Source organism: Mesorhizobium jarvisii, assembly GCF_003601985.1.
GTDB lineage: Bacteria > Pseudomonadota > Alphaproteobacteria > Rhizobiales > Rhizobiaceae > Mesorhizobium > Mesorhizobium jarvisii.
In genome coordinates this window covers 435810-451958 of the sequence record NZ_QZXA01000006.1, presented here as the reverse complement: position 1 = coordinate 451958, position 16149 = coordinate 435810, and the positions used below count along the sequence as shown (strand labels likewise).

The following is a 16149-nucleotide window of genomic DNA, read 5'->3' as shown; positions in this document are numbered from 1 at the left end:
GCGGGCGGGTACTGGGGGCGGTCCCTATTTCAGCTCGAGCAACCGTTCGAGATAGCTGCGCTCGATATCGGGACTGAGCGCGTTGCCGAGCCGTTTGCGGATCGCTTCCAGGATCTGGCGGGCGCGCTGGACGTCGATCTCGTCGGGGACTTTCACCGAATCGCCGAAATCGGGACCCTGGCTGGCGCGCGGCCGGCCGAGCGGGTCGCGGTCGGCATTCTGCTGACGCCCGCCTTCCTGGCTGCCGCCCTGGTCGCCCTGCATGGCCTGCATCTGCTTCATCATGTCCTTGGCGCCCTTGCGCAGCGCCTCGAGTGCCCGGCCCTGGTGGCCGACGGCCTCGTCGCCCTGGCCCTCGCCAAGCGCCTGCTCGGCGCTGCCCATCGACTTGCCGGCCTCGCCAAATCCTTCATTGGGCTCCATGCCCATGCCTTCGAGGCTCTTCTTCAGCTTCTCGAGGTCGTTCTTCAACTGGCCCTGGCCTTCCTGCAGCTGCTTCAGCGCATCGGCGAATTCCTGCGGCGTCATCGGCTTTTGCCTGGCGAGCGGATCGCGGTCCTCGCCGACGCCTGGCTTGTCCTGGTCCTCGCCACCGCCCTGGCCGAGCTGCTCGTCGCGGTTCTGTCCGCGCTGGCGCTCGCCGCGCTGCATCTGGTCCATGCGGAAAGTGTCGTTCATCATCTCCTGCTGGCGGCGCAGGATCTCGCCGAGCTTGTCCATCTGCTGGCGCATCTGGCTGTCCTGCTCGCCGCCCTGTTGCTGACGGCCTGCCTGGAGATTGTTCATCATGTCCTGCAACTGCGACAGCAATTGCTGCGCCTTGTCGCGATCGCCCGACTTCGCCAGATTCTCGATCTGGTCCATCATCCGGTCGATGTCGCTCTGGCGCAGTTCCTGGCCGTTCTGCTGCATTTGCGGCGCATTCGGGTTCTGCTTGGCGCGTTCGGCGAATTCCTGCAGGAACTGGTTCATCGCCTCGCGCAGTTCCTTCATCGCCTTCTCGATTTCCTGGTCGCTGGCGCCGTTCTTGATGGCGTCCTGCAGCGCCTGCTGCGCCTGGCGTAGCCGCTTCTCGGCCGCCGAGAGGTTGCCCTCCTCGATGCCGAGCGCGATTTCCCAGAGATAGGCGACCTCGCCGCGCAGCTGATCGTCGTTGCCGGCCAGTTTCAGCCGGCTGCGCGCGCTCATGATGGCGAGGTAGTGGGACATGTTGTCGAACGTGTCTTCCGGCCGCAGCGTGATGGCGTCGATCAGGTCGAGCACGCGCGGCTTGGCATTGGCGTCGAGCGCAAGCAGGCGGCGCTGTTCGATCACCGCCCGCGCCAGCGGGTTGACGAAAGGCCGCTCCGGCATCACCAGCGTCTTGGTCTCGCTCGACGCGGTGTGGCCGGCGTCGTCGGTGGCGACCAGCGTCAGCTTGATGCTGCTGCCGGCCCAGACATGCTCGGTCAGGTCCTTGGTGGTCTTGGCGGCATTGGACTTGCCGCCGCGGCGCGGCAGCGCCAACGGCATTTCGGGCGGGCCGTAGAGCGGATGCGCGCCAGGCGCCTGCGGGTCGGCCAGCGCGAAGACCGCCTTGGCGGTGGCGGCGCCATAATCGTCGTCGATCTGGTAGTTGAGTTCGAAGGCGCCGTTGGCGGCGCGCTTGGGCTCGCCGACGAAGCGGATCTGTGGCGGTTTGTCCGCGATCACGGCGAAGGCCCAGCGGCCGAGCTGATCCTCGCCCGATTTCAGCGTCAGCGTGCCGTCGCCGGTCAGCTTGCCGGTGAACTGGCGCACCTTGGACGGGGATGCGGGGGCCGGCGCCGCCGGGCTAGCGGCTGGCTTGACGCTGGCCGCCTGTGGTCCGGCAGGGTCGATGGTGCGCGCATTGCCATCCTTGTCGGCATAGGCCAGCGTTTCCTCGCCCGAGCCTCCGGTGACGCGCAAGGAGACGTCGCTGCCCTCAGGCACATGAAACGTCGGCGTTGCCTGGTTGGCGTCGGCCGTCAGGAAGATCGGCGGCTTGCCGGTATAGGCGGGCGGCGTCACCCAGGCATCGATGCGTGGCGGCACGGCATCGTGCGCGCCGTGGGTGCTGAAGCCGTCTTCTATCCTGCCGCCTGTCGGCCCGAAGGAGAAGGCAAAGGCGGTGACGAGCAGCAGCGCCGCCACGGCGCGCAGCCCCCAAGGATCGCGCTCCGGCACCCGGGTGCGCGGCAGGTCGGCGCCAAGGCTGTCGAGCCTGGCGGCCATGCGCTTCTGGTGTTCACGCCACAGCGCCTGCGAGAAGCTGCTTTCGTGGCCGCTTGGCCGGTCGGACTGCACCAGCACGGGGCTGTGCAGCAATTCGTTGGCGGCCTCGATGCGGCGGTCGACCTCGGCGGCGCCAGGCAAGCGGAAAAAGCGCAGCGGATAGAGCGCCGCCAGCCCTGCCAGGCCGAATGCGGCGACAAGGCCGATACGTGCGACATCCGGCAGCTGGGAGAAAACGCCGAACCAGGAGATGCTCAGGAACAGGCAGGCGACAATGATCAGCGGCAGCAGCAGCGGCCAGCCGCGCTCGACCATCATCGAGACCCGCGTCGCCAGCCGGCTGAGCGCAAGGCGCCCGGCGAGACCGCGATCGCTAGAGGTGGGTCGTTGCGTCATCGGCCCTTCCTGGAATCAGGCAGGATAGCCCGATCCTCACGACTCGAAGAATACCAGCAAACACGGCAAAGGCGAGGCGCTTTCAAAAAACGTGAAGCCCGCCGAAATGGTTGCAATCAGAAATTGGCGGGGTTTGCGTTGGCGCCACAGACCAGCACGGCGACGCGTTCGGCCGGTGCCGGCGTGTAGCGGCCGGACAGGATCGCGGCGAAGGCGGCAGCCCCACCCGGTTCGGAGATGATGCGCACCCGGTTCCACAGTGCCTTCTGCGCGGCGATGATGTCGTCATCACTCACCAGGATGGAGCGCTCGACGAAGGCTTCGGCGATCGGGAACATCATTTCGCCGACGCGTTTCGGCGCCAGCGAATCGGCGGCGATGCCTTCCGCCGGCGCGTCGACGGGATGGCCGGCCTCGAAGGCGCGATGAAGCGTCGGCGCGCCCTCGGGCTCGATGGCGATGATGCGGATGCGGCCGGCATACCAGGCGGCGATGCCGCCGATCAGGCCGCCACCGCCGACGGCGACCAGCAGCGTGTCGATCTCGGGCAGGTCGTTCTCGATCTCAAGCCCAAGCGTGCCCTGGCCTACCAGCGTTTCCTCCTGGTTGAAGGCGTGGATCTGCAAGGCGCCGGTCTCCTGCGCGAAACGTTCGCTGGCGGCCAACGCCTCGGCGTAACGGGCACCACCAACCACCAGGTCGGCGCCATAGGAACGAATGCGGTCCAGCTTGGCCTGCGGGCTCACTTCGGGAACGAAGATGGTCGCCTTGTGGCCGAGACGCATGGCGGCGTAGGCGACGGCGGCGCCATGGTTGCCGCCCGATGCGGCGACGACACCGGCCTTGGGAACCGGCCTTTCCAAAAGATTGGTGAAGGCGCCGCGCGCCTTGAACGAGCCGGAATGCTGCAGGCATTCGAGCTTAAGGTCGACCGCCAGCGGCGGCCGGTCGAAGTCGGCCATGTCGACGCGCAGCACCGGCGTGTGCCTGATATAGGGGCGGATGCGCGGTTCCATCGCGGCAATGCGCTCGCGGGTGACGGTGTTGCCCTGCGCCATGACGATCTCCTCGGGATTGACAGCAATTAGTAACTTGGCAAAATAGCTAAATGCAAGAGGTTGATGTCTTCAAGGCGATCGCCAACGAACGCAGGCTGCAGATCCTCGACTGGCTGAAGGATCCGCGCTCACATTTCCCGGCCCAGGCCGACGGCGATCTGGTCGAGGACGGCGTTTGCGCGCTGCTGATCGCCGAGAAGCTCGGCATCACGCAGGCGACGCTCTCCGAGCATATGCGCGTGCTCACCCAGGCCGGCCTGCTGCGGCCCAAGCGCATCAGGCAATGGACGTTCTACCGCCGTGACGAAGACAGGATCGCCGAGACAAGGACGCTCCTGCAGAACCGGCTGTAGCGCTGCCGGCTGTGGCTTCTATGCCAGCCAGCCAGGCACCGAATCTAACCCGATCAAATCGTCATAGGTCAGGCGCGGACGCACGATGTGGAAACGATCGCCGTCGACCAGCACCTCCGGCACCAGCAGGCGGGTGTTGTAGGTGCCTGCCTGCACGGCGCCGTAGGCACCGGCGGTGGAAACGGCAATGAGATCGCCGGCCTTCAGCCTGGGCAAGTCGCGGTCGAGGCCGAGATAGTCACCGGTCTCGCAGACCTGGCCGACCACGTCGACCATCATGCGCGGCGTGTCGGCCGGCGGCTGCACGACCGGCCTGATGTCGTGGAAGGCGTCGTAGAGCGTCGGCCGGATCAGATCGTTCATAGCGGCGTCGACGATCAGGAAATTCTTGGCGTCACCTTCCTTCACGAAGATCACTTCCGAGACGAGGATGCCGGCATTGCCGACGATCAGCCGTCCCGGCTCGAACATCACCTTCAAACCGAGCTTGGTGACATGCTTCCTGACGATCTGGGCATAGGCATCGGGCAGGGGCGGCGGGTTGTTGTCGACGCGGTAGGGGATACCCAGCCCGCCGCCGAGATCGACATGCTCGATGGCGTGGCCATCGGCGCGCAACGCGCCGACCAGATCGACCAGCAGGGCGAAGGCGTCGTCGAAGGGCTGCAGCTCGGTGATCTGACTGCCGATATGGGTGTCGATGCCGGTGACCTTGACACCCGGAAGCGTCGCCGCGCGGGCATAGACCTGCCGCGCGCGCTGCCAGGCGATGCCGAACTTGTTCTCGGCCTTGCCGGTGGAGATCTTCTTGTGGGTCTTGGCGTCGACATTGGGATTGATGCGCAGCGAGACCGGCGCCACCTTGCCGAGTGCCGTGGCGCGCGCCGACAACAGGTCGAGTTCAGGCTCGGATTCGACGTTGAAGCAAAGGATGCCGGCTTCGAGCGCAAGGTCCATTTCGCGCGCGGTCTTGCCGACGCCGGAAAACAGGATCTTGCTTGCCGGGATGCCGGCAGCCAGCGCCCGGCGCAACTCGCCTTCCGAGACAACGTCGGCGCCGGCGCCAAGCCTGGCCAGGGTGCGCAGCACGGCCTGGTTGGAGTTGGCCTTCATGGCGTAGCAGACCAGCGCGTCGAGGCCGGCAAAAGCCTGGGCAAAGACGCGGTAGTGCCTGGTCAGCGTGGCGGTCGAATAGCAGTAGAACGGTGTGCCGACCTGAGCGGCGATATCAGGGATTGCCACGTCCTCGGCATGCAGCACGCCGTCGCGGTAGTCGAAATGGTTCACGAGAGTGATTCCGGAGGTTGGAGCACGACAAGATCGGGTTTGGAGGCCAAACCCGGTCTGATCGGTTCTAGATCAGCGGGTCGAGGATGAACTTCTTGTCCTTGACCGGTTTTTCCGGCTCCGGCGGCAACGGCTGCTTGGCCTTTTCGGCATCCTTGCGCGCTTGCACGGCCGCCTCATAGGGCGTGTCGAGACCGGCCTTGCGGCCGCAGGCGGTCACGGCGGCCATCGCAGCCAGCAGCGTCAGCGTCGCCAAAATCCTGCTTCCGGTCATCGATCCATCCGTCCGAAACGTTTTGTCAGCCGCCGCTTTTAGCCGAGTTCTCGGCGCATTGCACCCCGGATATTGCCGTCGCAATATCCAGCTTCAGGCTTTGGCCAGCCGCTTTTTCCAATAGCGGATCTGCTTCCTCACTTCCGACGGCGCGGTGCCGCCGAAGCTGGTGCGACTCTTGACTGAATTCTGCACCGCCAGCACCGAGAAGATATCCGATGTGATGCCGGGGTTGATCGACTGCAGGTCCTCCAGCGAAAGCCTCTCCAGGCTTACCTTCTTCTCCTCGGCCAGCGCCACCGCACGACCGGTGACGTGATGCGCCTCACGGAAAGGCAGGCCGAGCGTGCGCACCAGCCAGTCGGCGAGGTCGGTCGCGGTCGCGTGGCCGGAGCCGGCGGCCTTCTTCATCGCGGCCGCGTTGACCGTCATGTCCGAGACCATGCCGGTCATCGCAGCCAGCATCAGGTCGAGCGTCTCGGCGGCGTCGAACACCGATTCCTTGTCTTCCTGCATGTCCTTGCCATAGGTCAAAGGCATGCCCTTCATCACCGTCAGCAGGCCGACCAGATGGCCGTTGACGCGGCCGGTCTTGCCACGCACCAGTTCGGCGGCGTCGGGGTTCTTCTTCTGCGGCATGATCGAGGAGCCGGTGGAAAACGAGTCCGACAGCCTGATGAAGCCGAATTGCGGCGTCGACCAGATGATGATCTCCTCGGCCAGCCGCGACAGATGCGTGGCGCAGATCGCCGCCATGGCGAGGAAGTCCAGCGCGAAATCGCGATCGGAAACACTGTCCAGCGAATTGCGCATCGGTTCGCGGAAGCCGAGCGCCTTGGCGGTCCGGTGGCGGTCGATGGGGAAGCTGGTGCCGGCTAGGGCGGCGGCCCCGAGCGGGCTCTCGTCCATGCGCTCGATCGCGTTGCGCACGCGCGACAGGTCGCGGGCAAACATCTCGACATAGGCCATGCAGTGATGGCCGAAGGTCACCGGCTGCGCCGCCTGCATATGGGTGAAGCCCGGCATCACGGTCGCCGCGTGCTCCTCGGCCCGCGCCAGCAGCGCCGTGATCAGGCCCTTCAGCGCCTCGGCGACGCGGAAGCACTCATCCTTGACCCAGAGCCTCAGATCCACAGCCACCTGGTCGTTGCGTGAGCGCGCGGTGTGCAGGCGGCCGGCGGCCGGGCCGATCAGGTCGGCGAGGCGGGCCTCGACATTCATGTGGATGTCTTCGAGCTTCGTCGAAAACTCGAAGCTGCCGGCCTCGATCTCTTTCAGGATCGTGTTCAGGCCGTGAGCGATTTTTTCTTGATCGGCCGCCGAAATAATGCCCGTTTGCGCCAGCATCTCGCTATGGGCGATCGAGCCGCGTATGTCCTGCGCGTAGAGTTTGCGGTCGAACGAGATCGACGCGTTGATCGCTTCCATGATCGCGGCCGGACCCGAGGCAAATCGTCCGCCCCACATCTGGTTGCTGGTCTTCTTGTCGCTCATCGCTATAAAACCCGTGCTTCGGAGCAGTTTTGAGAAAATGGCAGACGGAAACAGATTTTTCCCGGCCCCGCGCCTGATCCTCGCCGCTTTGGTGGCGGGAGCGCTGGCCGGCGCGGTCGCGGTATATGTCAGCGAGAGCCGGTCTGGCAATGCACCGGCGCAGGTAGCGGTCGGCGGCAGCAAGGATGATGTCGCCTGCGCCGCCAAGAGCGGCCGCGCCAAGAAGATCGCTGCTGCCGCCACCGGCGAGGTTGCCGCCCTGTTGCCCGCCGATCCGCCGCAGTCGATGAAAAGCCTTGCCTTCAATGGCCCCGACGGCAAGCCGATGACCATCGCCGATCATGCCGGCAAGACGGTGCTGCTCAACCTCTGGGCGACATGGTGCGCGCCGTGCCGCGCCGAAATGCCGGCGCTCGATGCGCTGCAGAAGGAGAAGGGCAGCGACAGCTTTCAGGTGGTCGCCGTCAATGTCGATGCCGGCGACGATGTGAAGCCGAAGAAGTTTCTCAAAGAAACAGGCGTCGAGGCGCTCGGCTACTACAGGGATTCGACGGTGGCGCTGTTCAACGACCTCAAGGCGCGCGGCCTGGCGCTCGGCCTTCCCGTCACCATGCTGATCGACGGCGAAGGCTGCCTGATCGCGCATATGAACGGCCCGGCCGAATGGTCGGGGCCTGACGCCAGGCGGCTGGTCGAGACGGCGCTGGGCAGCTGAGGCAGGCTGGCCGTCGTCGGTTTTGTCGTCGCGCCGTGCGAACTGTCACGACGAGTGCCTGCCATCCGGCAGCGCCGCCGGAAGAACAGCCCATCGTGTCCCTGCCTTCGGCGCGTGCTGTCCAGGCCCCGGCGCATTCGTGCCGTTGCCGCATCTGCATTCCATCGTCCCTTTAGCCGGATAATCATGACGGCCGATGTGGTCTTTACCTCGTCGACAGTCGCCCTAGCTACAAAAATGCCGGTGCGTTTCGATGCCGGCCAAGCCGCCGAGGGAGAGGAACGGGCAGCTGTGTAAAGGCCGGGGAGCCACAACAGAACTGTCACATACCTTCTCTAAGAGAGCGGGCAAGGACTTGCGCAAGACCCTTGTCACCAGCCACTCGAGAGGGAAAACCATGACCATGATCAAGCGGGGCTTTGCTGCCCTTGCCGCTGGTGCGCTCAGCACCGCGCTGGCGATGCCTGCTTCTGCAGAACCGGTAAAATTCGACTTCTGGTTCGGCCTGTCGGGCGACCTTGCCCGTGTCGTCGACACGCTGTGCAAGAACTTCAACGCCTCGCAGAAGGACTATGAAGTCGTCTGCACCAGCCAGGGCAATTACGACGCCACGCTGCAGAACACCATCGCGGCCTTCCGCGCCGGCAAGCAGCCGGCCGTCGTCCAGGTCTACGATGTCGGCACCGCCACCATGATGCTGTCGGGCGCCTACAAGCCCGCCGACAAGCTGATGGAAGAAAACGGCTACAAGATCGACTACGCCGACTATTTCCCCGGCATTGCGCGCTACTACGCCACGTCGAAGGGCGAGATGCTGTCCTTCCCGTTCAATTCCTCGACCCCGCTGATGTACTGGAACAAGGACGCCTTCGCCAAGATCGGCAAGACCGAAGCGCCCAAGACTTGGGAAGATGTCGGCACCGACCTCAAGGCGTTGAAGGACGCGGGCTACGAGTGCCCGATGGCGATCAACATCTCGGCCAATGAAAGCTGGCAGCTGATGGAGCAGTTCTCGGCGCTTCACAACCAGCCGATCGCCACCAAGAACAATGGTTATGACGGTCTCGACGCGCGTCTCGAAGTCAACAAGACCAAGTTCGTCCAATACGTCACCGACCTCAAGAAGTGGTATGACGCCGGCCTGATCAAGATCAAGTCCAAGGATCTCGGCCAAGACATGGTCCAGGCCTTCGCTTCGGGTACATGCCAGGTCATCCTGACCTCGGTCGGCGACCACGGCACGGTCGGCAGGACCCAGAAGGAAGGCATGAAGTGGGATGTCGCCGAACTGCCGGTCTATGCCGGCACCGAGCGCAAGAATTCGCTGGTCGGCGGCGCTTCGCTGTGGGTGCTCTCCGGCAAGTCGGATGCCGAATACAAGGGCGCTGCCGCCTTCCTGAATTTCATCCATGATCCCAAGACCGCGCTGTTCTGGTCGACCAACACCGGCTACATCCCGGTGACGAAGTCGGGCTTCGACTACATGAAGGGCCAGGGCTTCTACGACAAGGCGCCCTACAAGGGCCGTGAAGTCGCCATCGCCAGCCTGACCGCGTCGGAGCCGACCGAAGTCACCCGCGGCATCCGGCTGGGCAATTTCACGCAGATCCGCGCCGAGTTCGGCACGCAGATGCAAGCGATCTTCGCCAACAAGGTCAGCGTCCAGGAAGGCCTCGACACGCTGGTCAAGAATGGCGACGCCATCCTCGACCGCTTCCAGCAGACCTATCCGGGCAAGACCCTGCCCTGATCTCCGATTGCGGAACGGCCGCCCGTCGGGATTCGACGGGCGGCTATTTCATATTTAGTCTCCCGCTGAGAAGGCGGGCTGACGGTTCAACGGCATCGGCGGATCGATGGAAAAACGCGTCACTTTCGGCAAATGGACGATCGGCATCCTTTTCGCGGTGCCGCAGCTCCTCCTGATCTTCACGTTCTTCTACTGGCCGGCCGGCCAGGCCGTGTACTGGTCGCTAACGCTGCAGCAGCCTTGGGGCGGCGGCAACATCTGGGTCGGGCTCGACAATTTCCGCTCGATCCTGTCCAACGCCGACTACTGGAACTCGATCAACGCCAGCCTTGTCTTTGCCGGCGTCAGCACCGGTCTTGCAATGTTCATCGCGCTGGTGCTCGCCGCCTTGACCGACCGGCAGCTCGCCGGCTCACGCCTCTATCGCGTGGTGCTGATCTGGCCCTACGGCATCGCAGCGCCCGCGCTGGCGCTGGCGTTCCGCTTCATCCTGGCGCCGGAGGCAGGGTTCATGGCCGTGGTCAACCAGATCTGGCCGGGCTTCTGGGACCCCGGCCTCGACGGCGCCGACGCCATGGCATCGATCATCGTCGCCTTTTCCTGGAAATATGTCGGCTACAACTTCATCTTCTTCCTTGCCGCGTTCCAGGCCATCCCGCGCTCGCTGATCGAGGCCGCTGCGATGGACGGTTCCGGCGTCATCAGGCGTTTCTGGGACATACAGTTCCCGCTGATCACGCCGACCATCTTCTTCCTGCTGGTCATCAACATCACCGAGAGTTTTCAGGACTCCTTCGGCATCGTCGACATCATGACATCAGGCGGTCCGGCCAACGCCACCAATCTGATGGTCTACAAGATCTATTCCGACGGCTTCAAAGGCCTCGATTATTCAGGCGCCGCCGCGCAGAGCATCATCCTGATGCTGCTCATCGTCGTGCTCACCATCTTCCAGTTCCGCTTCATCGAGCGGCGCGTACACTACAGGTGAAATGGATATGGTCGAGCGCACCCCGGTCCTCAATTTCTTCACGCATCTGATCCTGTTCATCGGCTTCGTCTTTTGCATTGCGCCGTTCGTTGTCGTAGCGATCGCGGCATCGCACAACCTCAAGGATGTCAATGATGTGCCGATGTCGCTGCTGCCGGGCAGCGACTTCTGGGTCAACATCAAGACCGCCTGGACGACCGCCGATCTCGGTCCCAAGCTGCTCAACAGCTTCATCATGGCGACCGGCGTCGCCGCCGGCAAAGTGATCATCTCGGCGCTCACCGCCTTCTCGATCGTCTACTTCCGCTATCCCGGCCGCACCTTCATCTTCTGGCTGATCTTCATCACGCTGATGCTGCCGCTCGAAGTGCGCATCGTGCCGACCTATGCGGTCGTCGCCAACGTGCTCGAACCCTACCAGACGATCTTGGATCTGACCGGCCTATCCTGGCTGATCGAGAAGGTTTCGGGCGTGCATGTCGCGCTCAACCTGGGGATGCTCAATTCCTATCCCGGCCTGATCCTGCCGCTGATCGCCACCGCCACCGGCACCTTCCTCTACCGGCAGTTCTTCCTGACCGTTCCCGACGAGCTGACCGAGGCCGCGCGCATGGACGGCGCTGGGGCGCTGCGCTTCTTCATCGATATCCTGCTGCCGCTGTCGCGCAACAACATGGCTGCGCTCGGCACCATCATGTTCCTGTGGGCGTGGAACCAGTATCTGTGGCCGCTGCTCATCACCACCGACCAGTCGCATGCCACAGCGGTAACTGAGCTCAAGCAGCTCATCCCAAATGTCGGCGGCGCGCCCGAATGGCACATCGCCATGGCCGGGACGCTGATCATCATGCTGCCGCCGCTGCTCGTCGTGGTGCTGATGCAGCGCTGGTTCGTGCGCGGCCTGATCGCCACTGAGAAATAAGGAGACAAAAATGGCCTCCATCACAATACGCGGCGTCAAGAAGAACTATGCCAAGACGCAGGTCGTGCACGGCGTCGACCTCGACTTCCCCTCGGGCGAATTCGTCGTCATCCTGGGACCGTCCGGCTGCGGCAAGTCCACGCTGCTCAGGATGATCGCCGGGCTGGAGGAGATTTCCGACGGCGAGATCGCGATCGACGGCACGGTGGTCAACAAACTCGAACCCCGCGAGCGCGGCTGCGCCATGGTGTTCCAGAACTACGCGCTCTATCCGCACATGAGTGTTTCGCAGAACATCGGCTATTCGCTCAAGGTCGCCGGCGTTCCCTCGGCCGAGCGCCAGCAGCGCATCCAGGCGGTCGCCCGCACGCTGGAGCTCGAACACCTGCTCGACCGCAAGCCGATGGCGCTTTCCGGCGGCCAGAGGCAGCGCGTCGCTATGGGCCGCGCCATGATCCGCGAACCGAAGGTGTTCCTGTTCGACGAGCCGCTGTCCAACCTCGATGCCAAGCTGCGCGTGCAGATGCGCTCGGAAATCCGCAAGCTGCATCGCCGGCTGAACGCCACTTCGGTCTTCGTCACCCACGACCAGGTCGAGGCGATGACGCTGGCCGACCGGCTGGTGGTGATGAATGGCGGACGCGTCGAGCAGGTCGGCACGCCGGGTGAAATCTATACCCGCCCGGCCAGCCGCTTCGTCGCCACCTTCGTCGGCGCGCCGGCCATGAACATTCTGGAAGGCACAGTCGAGCTCGATGGGCTGTCGCTGCTCGGCGGCAGCCGGCGCCTGGCCATGGCACGCACCGGCCTGCCGGTCGGCACCAAGGTCGCGATGGGCATCCGGCCCGAGGCCGTCCGGCTGGTGGCGCCCGGCACGGCCGGCGCGCTCTACGCCACCGTCGATCTCGTGGAGGAACTGGGGGCGGGCCGGGTCATCTATGTCGATCTCGACGGCGCACCGTTTTCAGTGATGACGTCGGAGGCCGTCCACCCCGAGCCCGGCAGCCAGGTCGGCCTGAAGATTTCGCCGGACGACATGCATTTCTTCTCGTCGGAGACGGGAGCCCGCCTTGATGTCTTCAAGGCGTCCGTGCCCGAGCCGGCGCTCTGAAAGCATGATGAAGATCATCCAGGTCACCGACGTGCATCTTGGCCGGCAAGGCGAGCGCCGCTATGGCGCGGACCTGCATCAAAGGCTGGCATCCTGCATCGCGCATATCAATGCGCATCACGCCGACGGCGCCCTTTGTGTGTTCACCGGGGACCTGACCGAGACCGGCGCGCCGCAGAGCTATGCCGATCTGCGCGCGGCGCTGAGCGCGCTGTCGATACCGTACAGGCTGCTGCCCGGCAACCATGACGGGCGGGCCAATCTCGTCGCGGCGTTCCCGGAAAATCCGGTCGACGAGAACGGCTTTGTGCAGTCGGTCCATGACACCGGCAACGAAGTGTTGCTGTTCCTCGATTGCCTGGCGGAAGGGCGCATCGAAGGCGAATTGTGCGAAAGGCGGCTTGCCTGGCTCGAAGCCCGGCTGGACCAATCAGCCGGCAGGGCCGCCTACGTCTTCCTGCACCATCCGCCGGTCGCGCTCGGCCTGCCGCAGCTCGATCCGTTGGCGCTTGAACAGCCCGAGCGGTTGCTCAGTCTGCTGAGGCGCCACGGCAACGTCCGCCATATCTTCTTCGGCCACGTTCATCGCGACATCGCCGGCACCGTCGCCGGGATTCCGTTCTCGGCGCAGCGCGGCCTGCATGCCCGCTTCGAACTTGCGCTTGACCGGTCGAGTGAAATTGTCGAGCAGGCGCCGCCCTCCTACGCCGTCATCCTTGTCGACAGCGCCAATGAGCGGGTGGTCGTGCATGGCTGTGATTTTCTCGAGCGCTGGCCGATCTATTCAGCCGAAACCGGCGAACGCATCACAGCGTGAACTGCGCGCCGGACGCCGGCCCTCGGTCGCCTAGACGAAGACATGCGCCTTTCCCGACACGGTCAGCCGGACGATCTCGCCGACTGCTGGTGCGTCCATGCCGGATTTGCGCAGGATCAGCGGCGTGTTGCCGATAGCGGCGGCGTCCGGTGGATCGAAATTGTTCAGGAGCCGCACCGCGATCGTGCATGTCGAGCCGGCGAATTCCGATTCTGTCACCTCGCCAAACAGCATGTCGGGGGTGCCCGACATGCCTTCGCGCGACGTGCGCTTCAGCCCGATCTGCTCCGGCCGCAGCATGATGCGGGCGACATCGCGGCTGTCATTTGTGTCGACGGCGATGCGGCCGAGCGGCGAGTTGGCGAAGCCGCCCGAGATGCTCGCCGGCAGGATGATGGCGTCGCCGAGGAATTCGGCGATCATCCTGTCCTTCGGCTTGAGATAGAGATCGCGCGGCGTGCCGACCTGCGAGAATTTGCCGTCGCGCATCACCGCCACCTGGGCAGCGAAGGACAGTGCTTCGGCCTGGTCGTGGGTCACCAGGATGGTGGTGATGCCGGCCGCCTCCAGAAGTTCGGCCACCGCCTTGCGCATCGAGGCGCGCAGGGCGGTGTCGAGCGCCGAGAACGGCTCGTCGAGCAGCATCAGCCGCGGCTTCATCGCCATGGCGCGGGCGAGCGCCACGCGCTGCTGCTGGCCGCCGGAAAGTTCGTGCGGGCGGCGCTTGAGGATCGCCTTGTCCAGCCCGACGATGTAGGCCAACTCGACGATGCGCTCGGCGCGTTTGTCATCGCCGCGGCCCATGCCGAAACCGATATTGTCGCTGATGGTCAGATGCGGGAACAGGGCGCCGTCCTGCGCCACCACGCCGATGCCGCGGCGATGCGCCGGGATGGCGGCGCCGCCATTGGCCAGCACCTCGCCGTCGAGCACGATGCGGCCCTGGTCCGGTGCCTCGAAACCGGCGATCAGCCGCAGCAAGGTGGTCTTGCCGCAGCCGGAGGGGCCGACGATCGCGGTGCGGCTGCCGCTGGCGACATCGAGGTCGACGCCGGCCAGTGCGGCGACCGGGCCGTAATGCTTGTGCAAGCCTTTGATTTCGAGAAAGCTCATCGTCCGGCCATCCGTTTCGACTGGACATAGAGCACCCAGGTCAGCGGCAGCGACATCGCCACCATGATGAAGGCGTAAGGGGCCGCCGAGGCGTAGTCGATCTCGCCGCTGTAGGACCAGAACGCCATCGCCAGCGTGCGCGTGCCGTTCGGCGCCAGCATCTGGGTCGCTGTCAGTTCGTTCATGATGCCGAGCGCCACCAGCGCCATGCCGGCCGCCGCACCTGGCGCCGACAGGCGGATGGTCGTCGACCACAGCGCGTTGAGCGGCCGCCTGCCGAGGCTGGACGCGGCGCGCTCGAGCTCGACCGGCGCCTGGGCGATCGAGGCGCGCAGGCTGACCAGGGCACGCGGCAGGAACATGAGGGCATAGGCGACCAGGATGGTGAACAGCGTCTGATAGAGCGGAAGCGCAATGCGCACGGTGATGGTGACCAGCGCCAGCGCGATGACGACACCCGGTAGCGAGCCGACGATGTAGTTGCAACCCTCCAGCAGGCGCTGCAGCGGTCCCGGCGCGCGGATCGAGATCCAGGCCATCGGCATGGCGGCGACAGTGGCAAGCAGTGCCCCGGCAAGCGCCAGGAACAGCGTCTGGCCGAGCGCCAGGCCAATCTCGTCGAGACGCCAGACCTCGGCGCCGCCGGCGATGAGCCAGCGGCCGATGGTGACGAACGGCACGCCGAGCGCCAGCAGCGTGGTGACCACCAGCAAGGCCAGGCTTGGGATGGTGGCGCGGCCGAGGTTCGTGCGCTGCTGGGAACGCGCCGCGCCGGAACCGACACGGGCATAACGCTCTTCGCCGCGCACCAGCACTTCGAGGCCCAGAAGCACGAAGCAGCAGGTCACCAGCACGCCGGCCAACATGTTGGCGGCCGGTCCGTTGAAGGTCGATTGGAACTGGTCGACGATCGCCGTGGTGAAGGTGTCGAAGCGGATGAAGACATAGAGGCCGTATTCGGCCAGCAGATGCAGTCCGACCAGCAGCGAGCCGCCGCAGATGGCGAGCCTGAGCTGCGGCATCACGACTCGCCAGAAGATGCGCCAGGGCCCAAGGCCAAGGGCGGCGGCCGCGTCCTCCAGGGCTGGATCGAGACGGCGCAGCGCTGCCGATATGGGCAGATAGAGGAAGGGAAAATAGGCGATCACCGACACCAGCACGCCGGCCCACAGGCCATGCAGGCCGGGCACCATGGTGATCCAGGCATAGGAGTGCACGAAAGCGGGGATGGCGAGCGGCGCCACGCACAGCCAGGCCCACAGCCTTGCGCCTGGCAAGTCGCTGCGCTCGGTCAGCCAGGCCAGCGCCACAGACAGTATGATGGCGATCGGCACGGTCAGCAGCACCAGCAGCGTGGTGTTGACCAGCAGTTCCCCGACGCGCGGCCGGAAGACCAGCGCCGACACAGTCTCCCAGCCAGTCTGCACCGCGATCCAGATGATGAAGGCGAGCGGCAAAAGGGCGAACAGCGCGACGAGAACGGCGGCGGTGACAAGCCAAGGGGGCGCCCGCCGCTGTGACATCCGGCGCATCTTCGACGGCAGGCCGGCGCGCCCGAGATCGACGGCGGACTGCATCAGCTCGGACGCCCCACGGTTGCGGCGGTATGCCGGCAATCGAGGGACCACTCTCG

General features: G+C 65.0%; 14 protein-coding genes. 7 read left to right on the top strand and 7 right to left on the bottom strand.

Annotation, left to right across the window (positions count from 1 at the left end; translation table 11 throughout):
* Positions 1-24: 24 nt before the first annotated feature.
* Both D3242_RS18185 and D3242_RS18180 read right to left on the bottom strand, forming a co-directional pair.
* The gene (locus D3242_RS18185; RefSeq protein ID WP_064981007.1) at positions 25-2631 is read right to left on the bottom strand and encodes a TIGR02302 family protein; all 2607 of its coding nucleotides are present in this window, start codon (positions 2629-2631) and stop codon (positions 25-27) included.
* A gap of 116 nt (positions 2632-2747) precedes the next feature.
* Positions 2748-3689, bottom strand: coding sequence for a threonine/serine dehydratase (locus tag D3242_RS18180; RefSeq protein ID WP_064981006.1), 942 nt, complete (start codon positions 3687-3689; stop codon positions 2748-2750).
* Positions 3690-3739: 50 nt separating this feature from the next.
* On the opposite strand from D3242_RS18180, the gene D3242_RS18175 reads away from it, so the two are divergent.
* Positions 3740-4042 carry an ArsR/SmtB family transcription factor gene (locus tag D3242_RS18175; protein WP_019861405.1) on the top strand — a complete coding sequence of 101 codons (303 nt, stop codon included), beginning with the start codon at positions 3740-3742 and terminating at the stop codon, positions 4040-4042.
* An 18-nt stretch (positions 4043-4060) separates the two neighbouring features.
* On the opposite strand, the gene lysA is transcribed toward D3242_RS18175, so the two are convergent.
* From lysA to argH, 3 genes are all read right to left on the bottom strand, one after another.
* Positions 4061-5329, bottom strand: coding sequence for a diaminopimelate decarboxylase (lysA, locus tag D3242_RS18170; RefSeq protein WP_019861403.1), 1269 nt, complete (start codon positions 5327-5329; stop codon positions 4061-4063).
* Positions 5330-5396: 67 nt separating this feature from the next.
* Positions 5397-5603, bottom strand: a complete 207-nt coding sequence (locus tag D3242_RS18165) for a hypothetical protein (protein ID WP_064981005.1) — start codon at positions 5601-5603, stop codon at positions 5397-5399.
* 93 nt (positions 5604-5696) lie between these two features.
* On the bottom strand, positions 5697-7097 hold the full coding sequence (gene argH, locus D3242_RS18160; RefSeq protein WP_064981004.1) for an argininosuccinate lyase: 1401 nt from the start codon (positions 7095-7097) through the stop codon (positions 5697-5699).
* A gap of 37 nt (positions 7098-7134) precedes the next feature.
* On the opposite strand from argH, the gene tlpA reads away from it, so the two are divergent.
* The 6 genes from tlpA (at position 7135) to D3242_RS18130 (ending at position 13403) form a co-directional block, all read left to right on the top strand.
* Complete coding sequence (gene tlpA / locus D3242_RS18155; protein WP_019861400.1) at positions 7135-7812, top strand: thiol:disulfide interchange protein TlpA; 678 nt, start codon at positions 7135-7137, stop codon at positions 7810-7812.
* 397 nt (positions 7813-8209) lie between these two features.
* Positions 8210-9562: an extracellular solute-binding protein gene (locus D3242_RS18150; protein ID WP_019861399.1), complete on the top strand. Its 1353-nt coding sequence runs from the start codon at positions 8210-8212 to the stop codon at positions 9560-9562.
* A gap of 106 nt (positions 9563-9668) precedes the next feature.
* The gene (locus tag D3242_RS18145; protein ID WP_019861397.1) at positions 9669-10553 is read left to right on the top strand and encodes a carbohydrate ABC transporter permease; all 885 of its coding nucleotides are present in this window, start codon (positions 9669-9671) and stop codon (positions 10551-10553) included.
* A 7-nt stretch (positions 10554-10560) separates the two neighbouring features.
* Entirely contained in the window at positions 10561-11475 is a 915-nt protein-coding gene (locus tag D3242_RS18140; protein ID WP_064981697.1) for an ABC transporter permease subunit, read from the top strand.
* 10 nt (positions 11476-11485) lie between these two features.
* A complete protein-coding gene (locus D3242_RS18135) occupies positions 11486-12586 on the top strand; it encodes a sn-glycerol-3-phosphate import ATP-binding protein UgpC (protein WP_064981003.1) in 1101 nt (366 codons plus the stop codon).
* 7 nt (positions 12587-12593) lie between these two features.
* Positions 12594-13403, top strand: a complete 810-nt coding sequence (locus tag D3242_RS18130; protein ID WP_038653414.1) for a phosphodiesterase — start codon at positions 12594-12596, stop codon at positions 13401-13403.
* A 30-nt stretch (positions 13404-13433) separates the two neighbouring features.
* Here the strand turns inward: D3242_RS18130 and D3242_RS18125 are convergent, their stop codons facing one another.
* Entirely contained in the window at positions 13434-14516 is a 1083-nt protein-coding gene (locus D3242_RS18125; protein WP_019861393.1) for an ABC transporter ATP-binding protein, read from the bottom strand.
* Positions 14513-16093 carry an ABC transporter permease gene (locus tag D3242_RS18120; RefSeq protein ID WP_064981695.1) on the bottom strand — a complete coding sequence of 527 codons (1581 nt, stop codon included), beginning with the start codon at positions 16091-16093 and terminating at the stop codon, positions 14513-14515. Before D3242_RS18120 ends, D3242_RS18125 begins: the two co-directional genes overlap by 4 nt.
* Positions 16094-16149 lie beyond the last annotated feature (56 nt).

What these genes read in the sequence shown, in the direction of transcription:
- D3242_RS18185 (WP_064981007.1), bottom strand. Translation starts at nt 2,631, where the DNA reads ATGACGCAACGACCCACCTCTAGCGATCGCGGTCTCGCCGGGCGCCTT.
- D3242_RS18180 (WP_064981006.1), bottom strand. Translation starts at nt 3,689, where the DNA reads ATGGCGCAGGGCAACACCGTCACCCGCGAGCGCATTGCCGCGATGGAA.
- D3242_RS18175 (WP_019861405.1), top strand. Translation starts at nt 3,740, where the DNA reads ATGCAAGAGGTTGATGTCTTCAAGGCGATCGCCAACGAACGCAGGCTG.
- D3242_RS18165 (WP_064981005.1), bottom strand. Translation starts at nt 5,603, where the DNA reads ATGACCGGAAGCAGGATTTTGGCGACGCTGACGCTGCTGGCTGCGATG.
- argH (WP_064981004.1), bottom strand. Translation starts at nt 7,097, where the DNA reads ATGAGCGACAAGAAGACCAGCAACCAGATGTGGGGCGGACGATTTGCC.
- tlpA (WP_019861400.1), top strand. Translation starts at nt 7,135, where the DNA reads ATGGCAGACGGAAACAGATTTTTCCCGGCCCCGCGCCTGATCCTCGCC.
- D3242_RS18150 (WP_019861399.1), top strand. Translation starts at nt 8,210, where the DNA reads ATGACCATGATCAAGCGGGGCTTTGCTGCCCTTGCCGCTGGTGCGCTC.
- D3242_RS18145 (WP_019861397.1), top strand. Translation starts at nt 9,669, where the DNA reads ATGGAAAAACGCGTCACTTTCGGCAAATGGACGATCGGCATCCTTTTC.
- D3242_RS18140 (WP_064981697.1), top strand. Translation starts at nt 10,561, where the DNA reads ATGGTCGAGCGCACCCCGGTCCTCAATTTCTTCACGCATCTGATCCTG.
- D3242_RS18135 (WP_064981003.1), top strand. Translation starts at nt 11,486, where the DNA reads ATGGCCTCCATCACAATACGCGGCGTCAAGAAGAACTATGCCAAGACG.
- D3242_RS18130 (WP_038653414.1), top strand. Translation starts at nt 12,594, where the DNA reads ATGAAGATCATCCAGGTCACCGACGTGCATCTTGGCCGGCAAGGCGAG.
- D3242_RS18125 (WP_019861393.1), bottom strand. Translation starts at nt 14,516, where the DNA reads ATGAGCTTTCTCGAAATCAAAGGCTTGCACAAGCATTACGGCCCGGTC.
- D3242_RS18120 (WP_064981695.1), bottom strand. Translation starts at nt 16,093, where the DNA reads ATGCAGTCCGCCGTCGATCTCGGGCGCGCCGGCCTGCCGTCGAAGATG.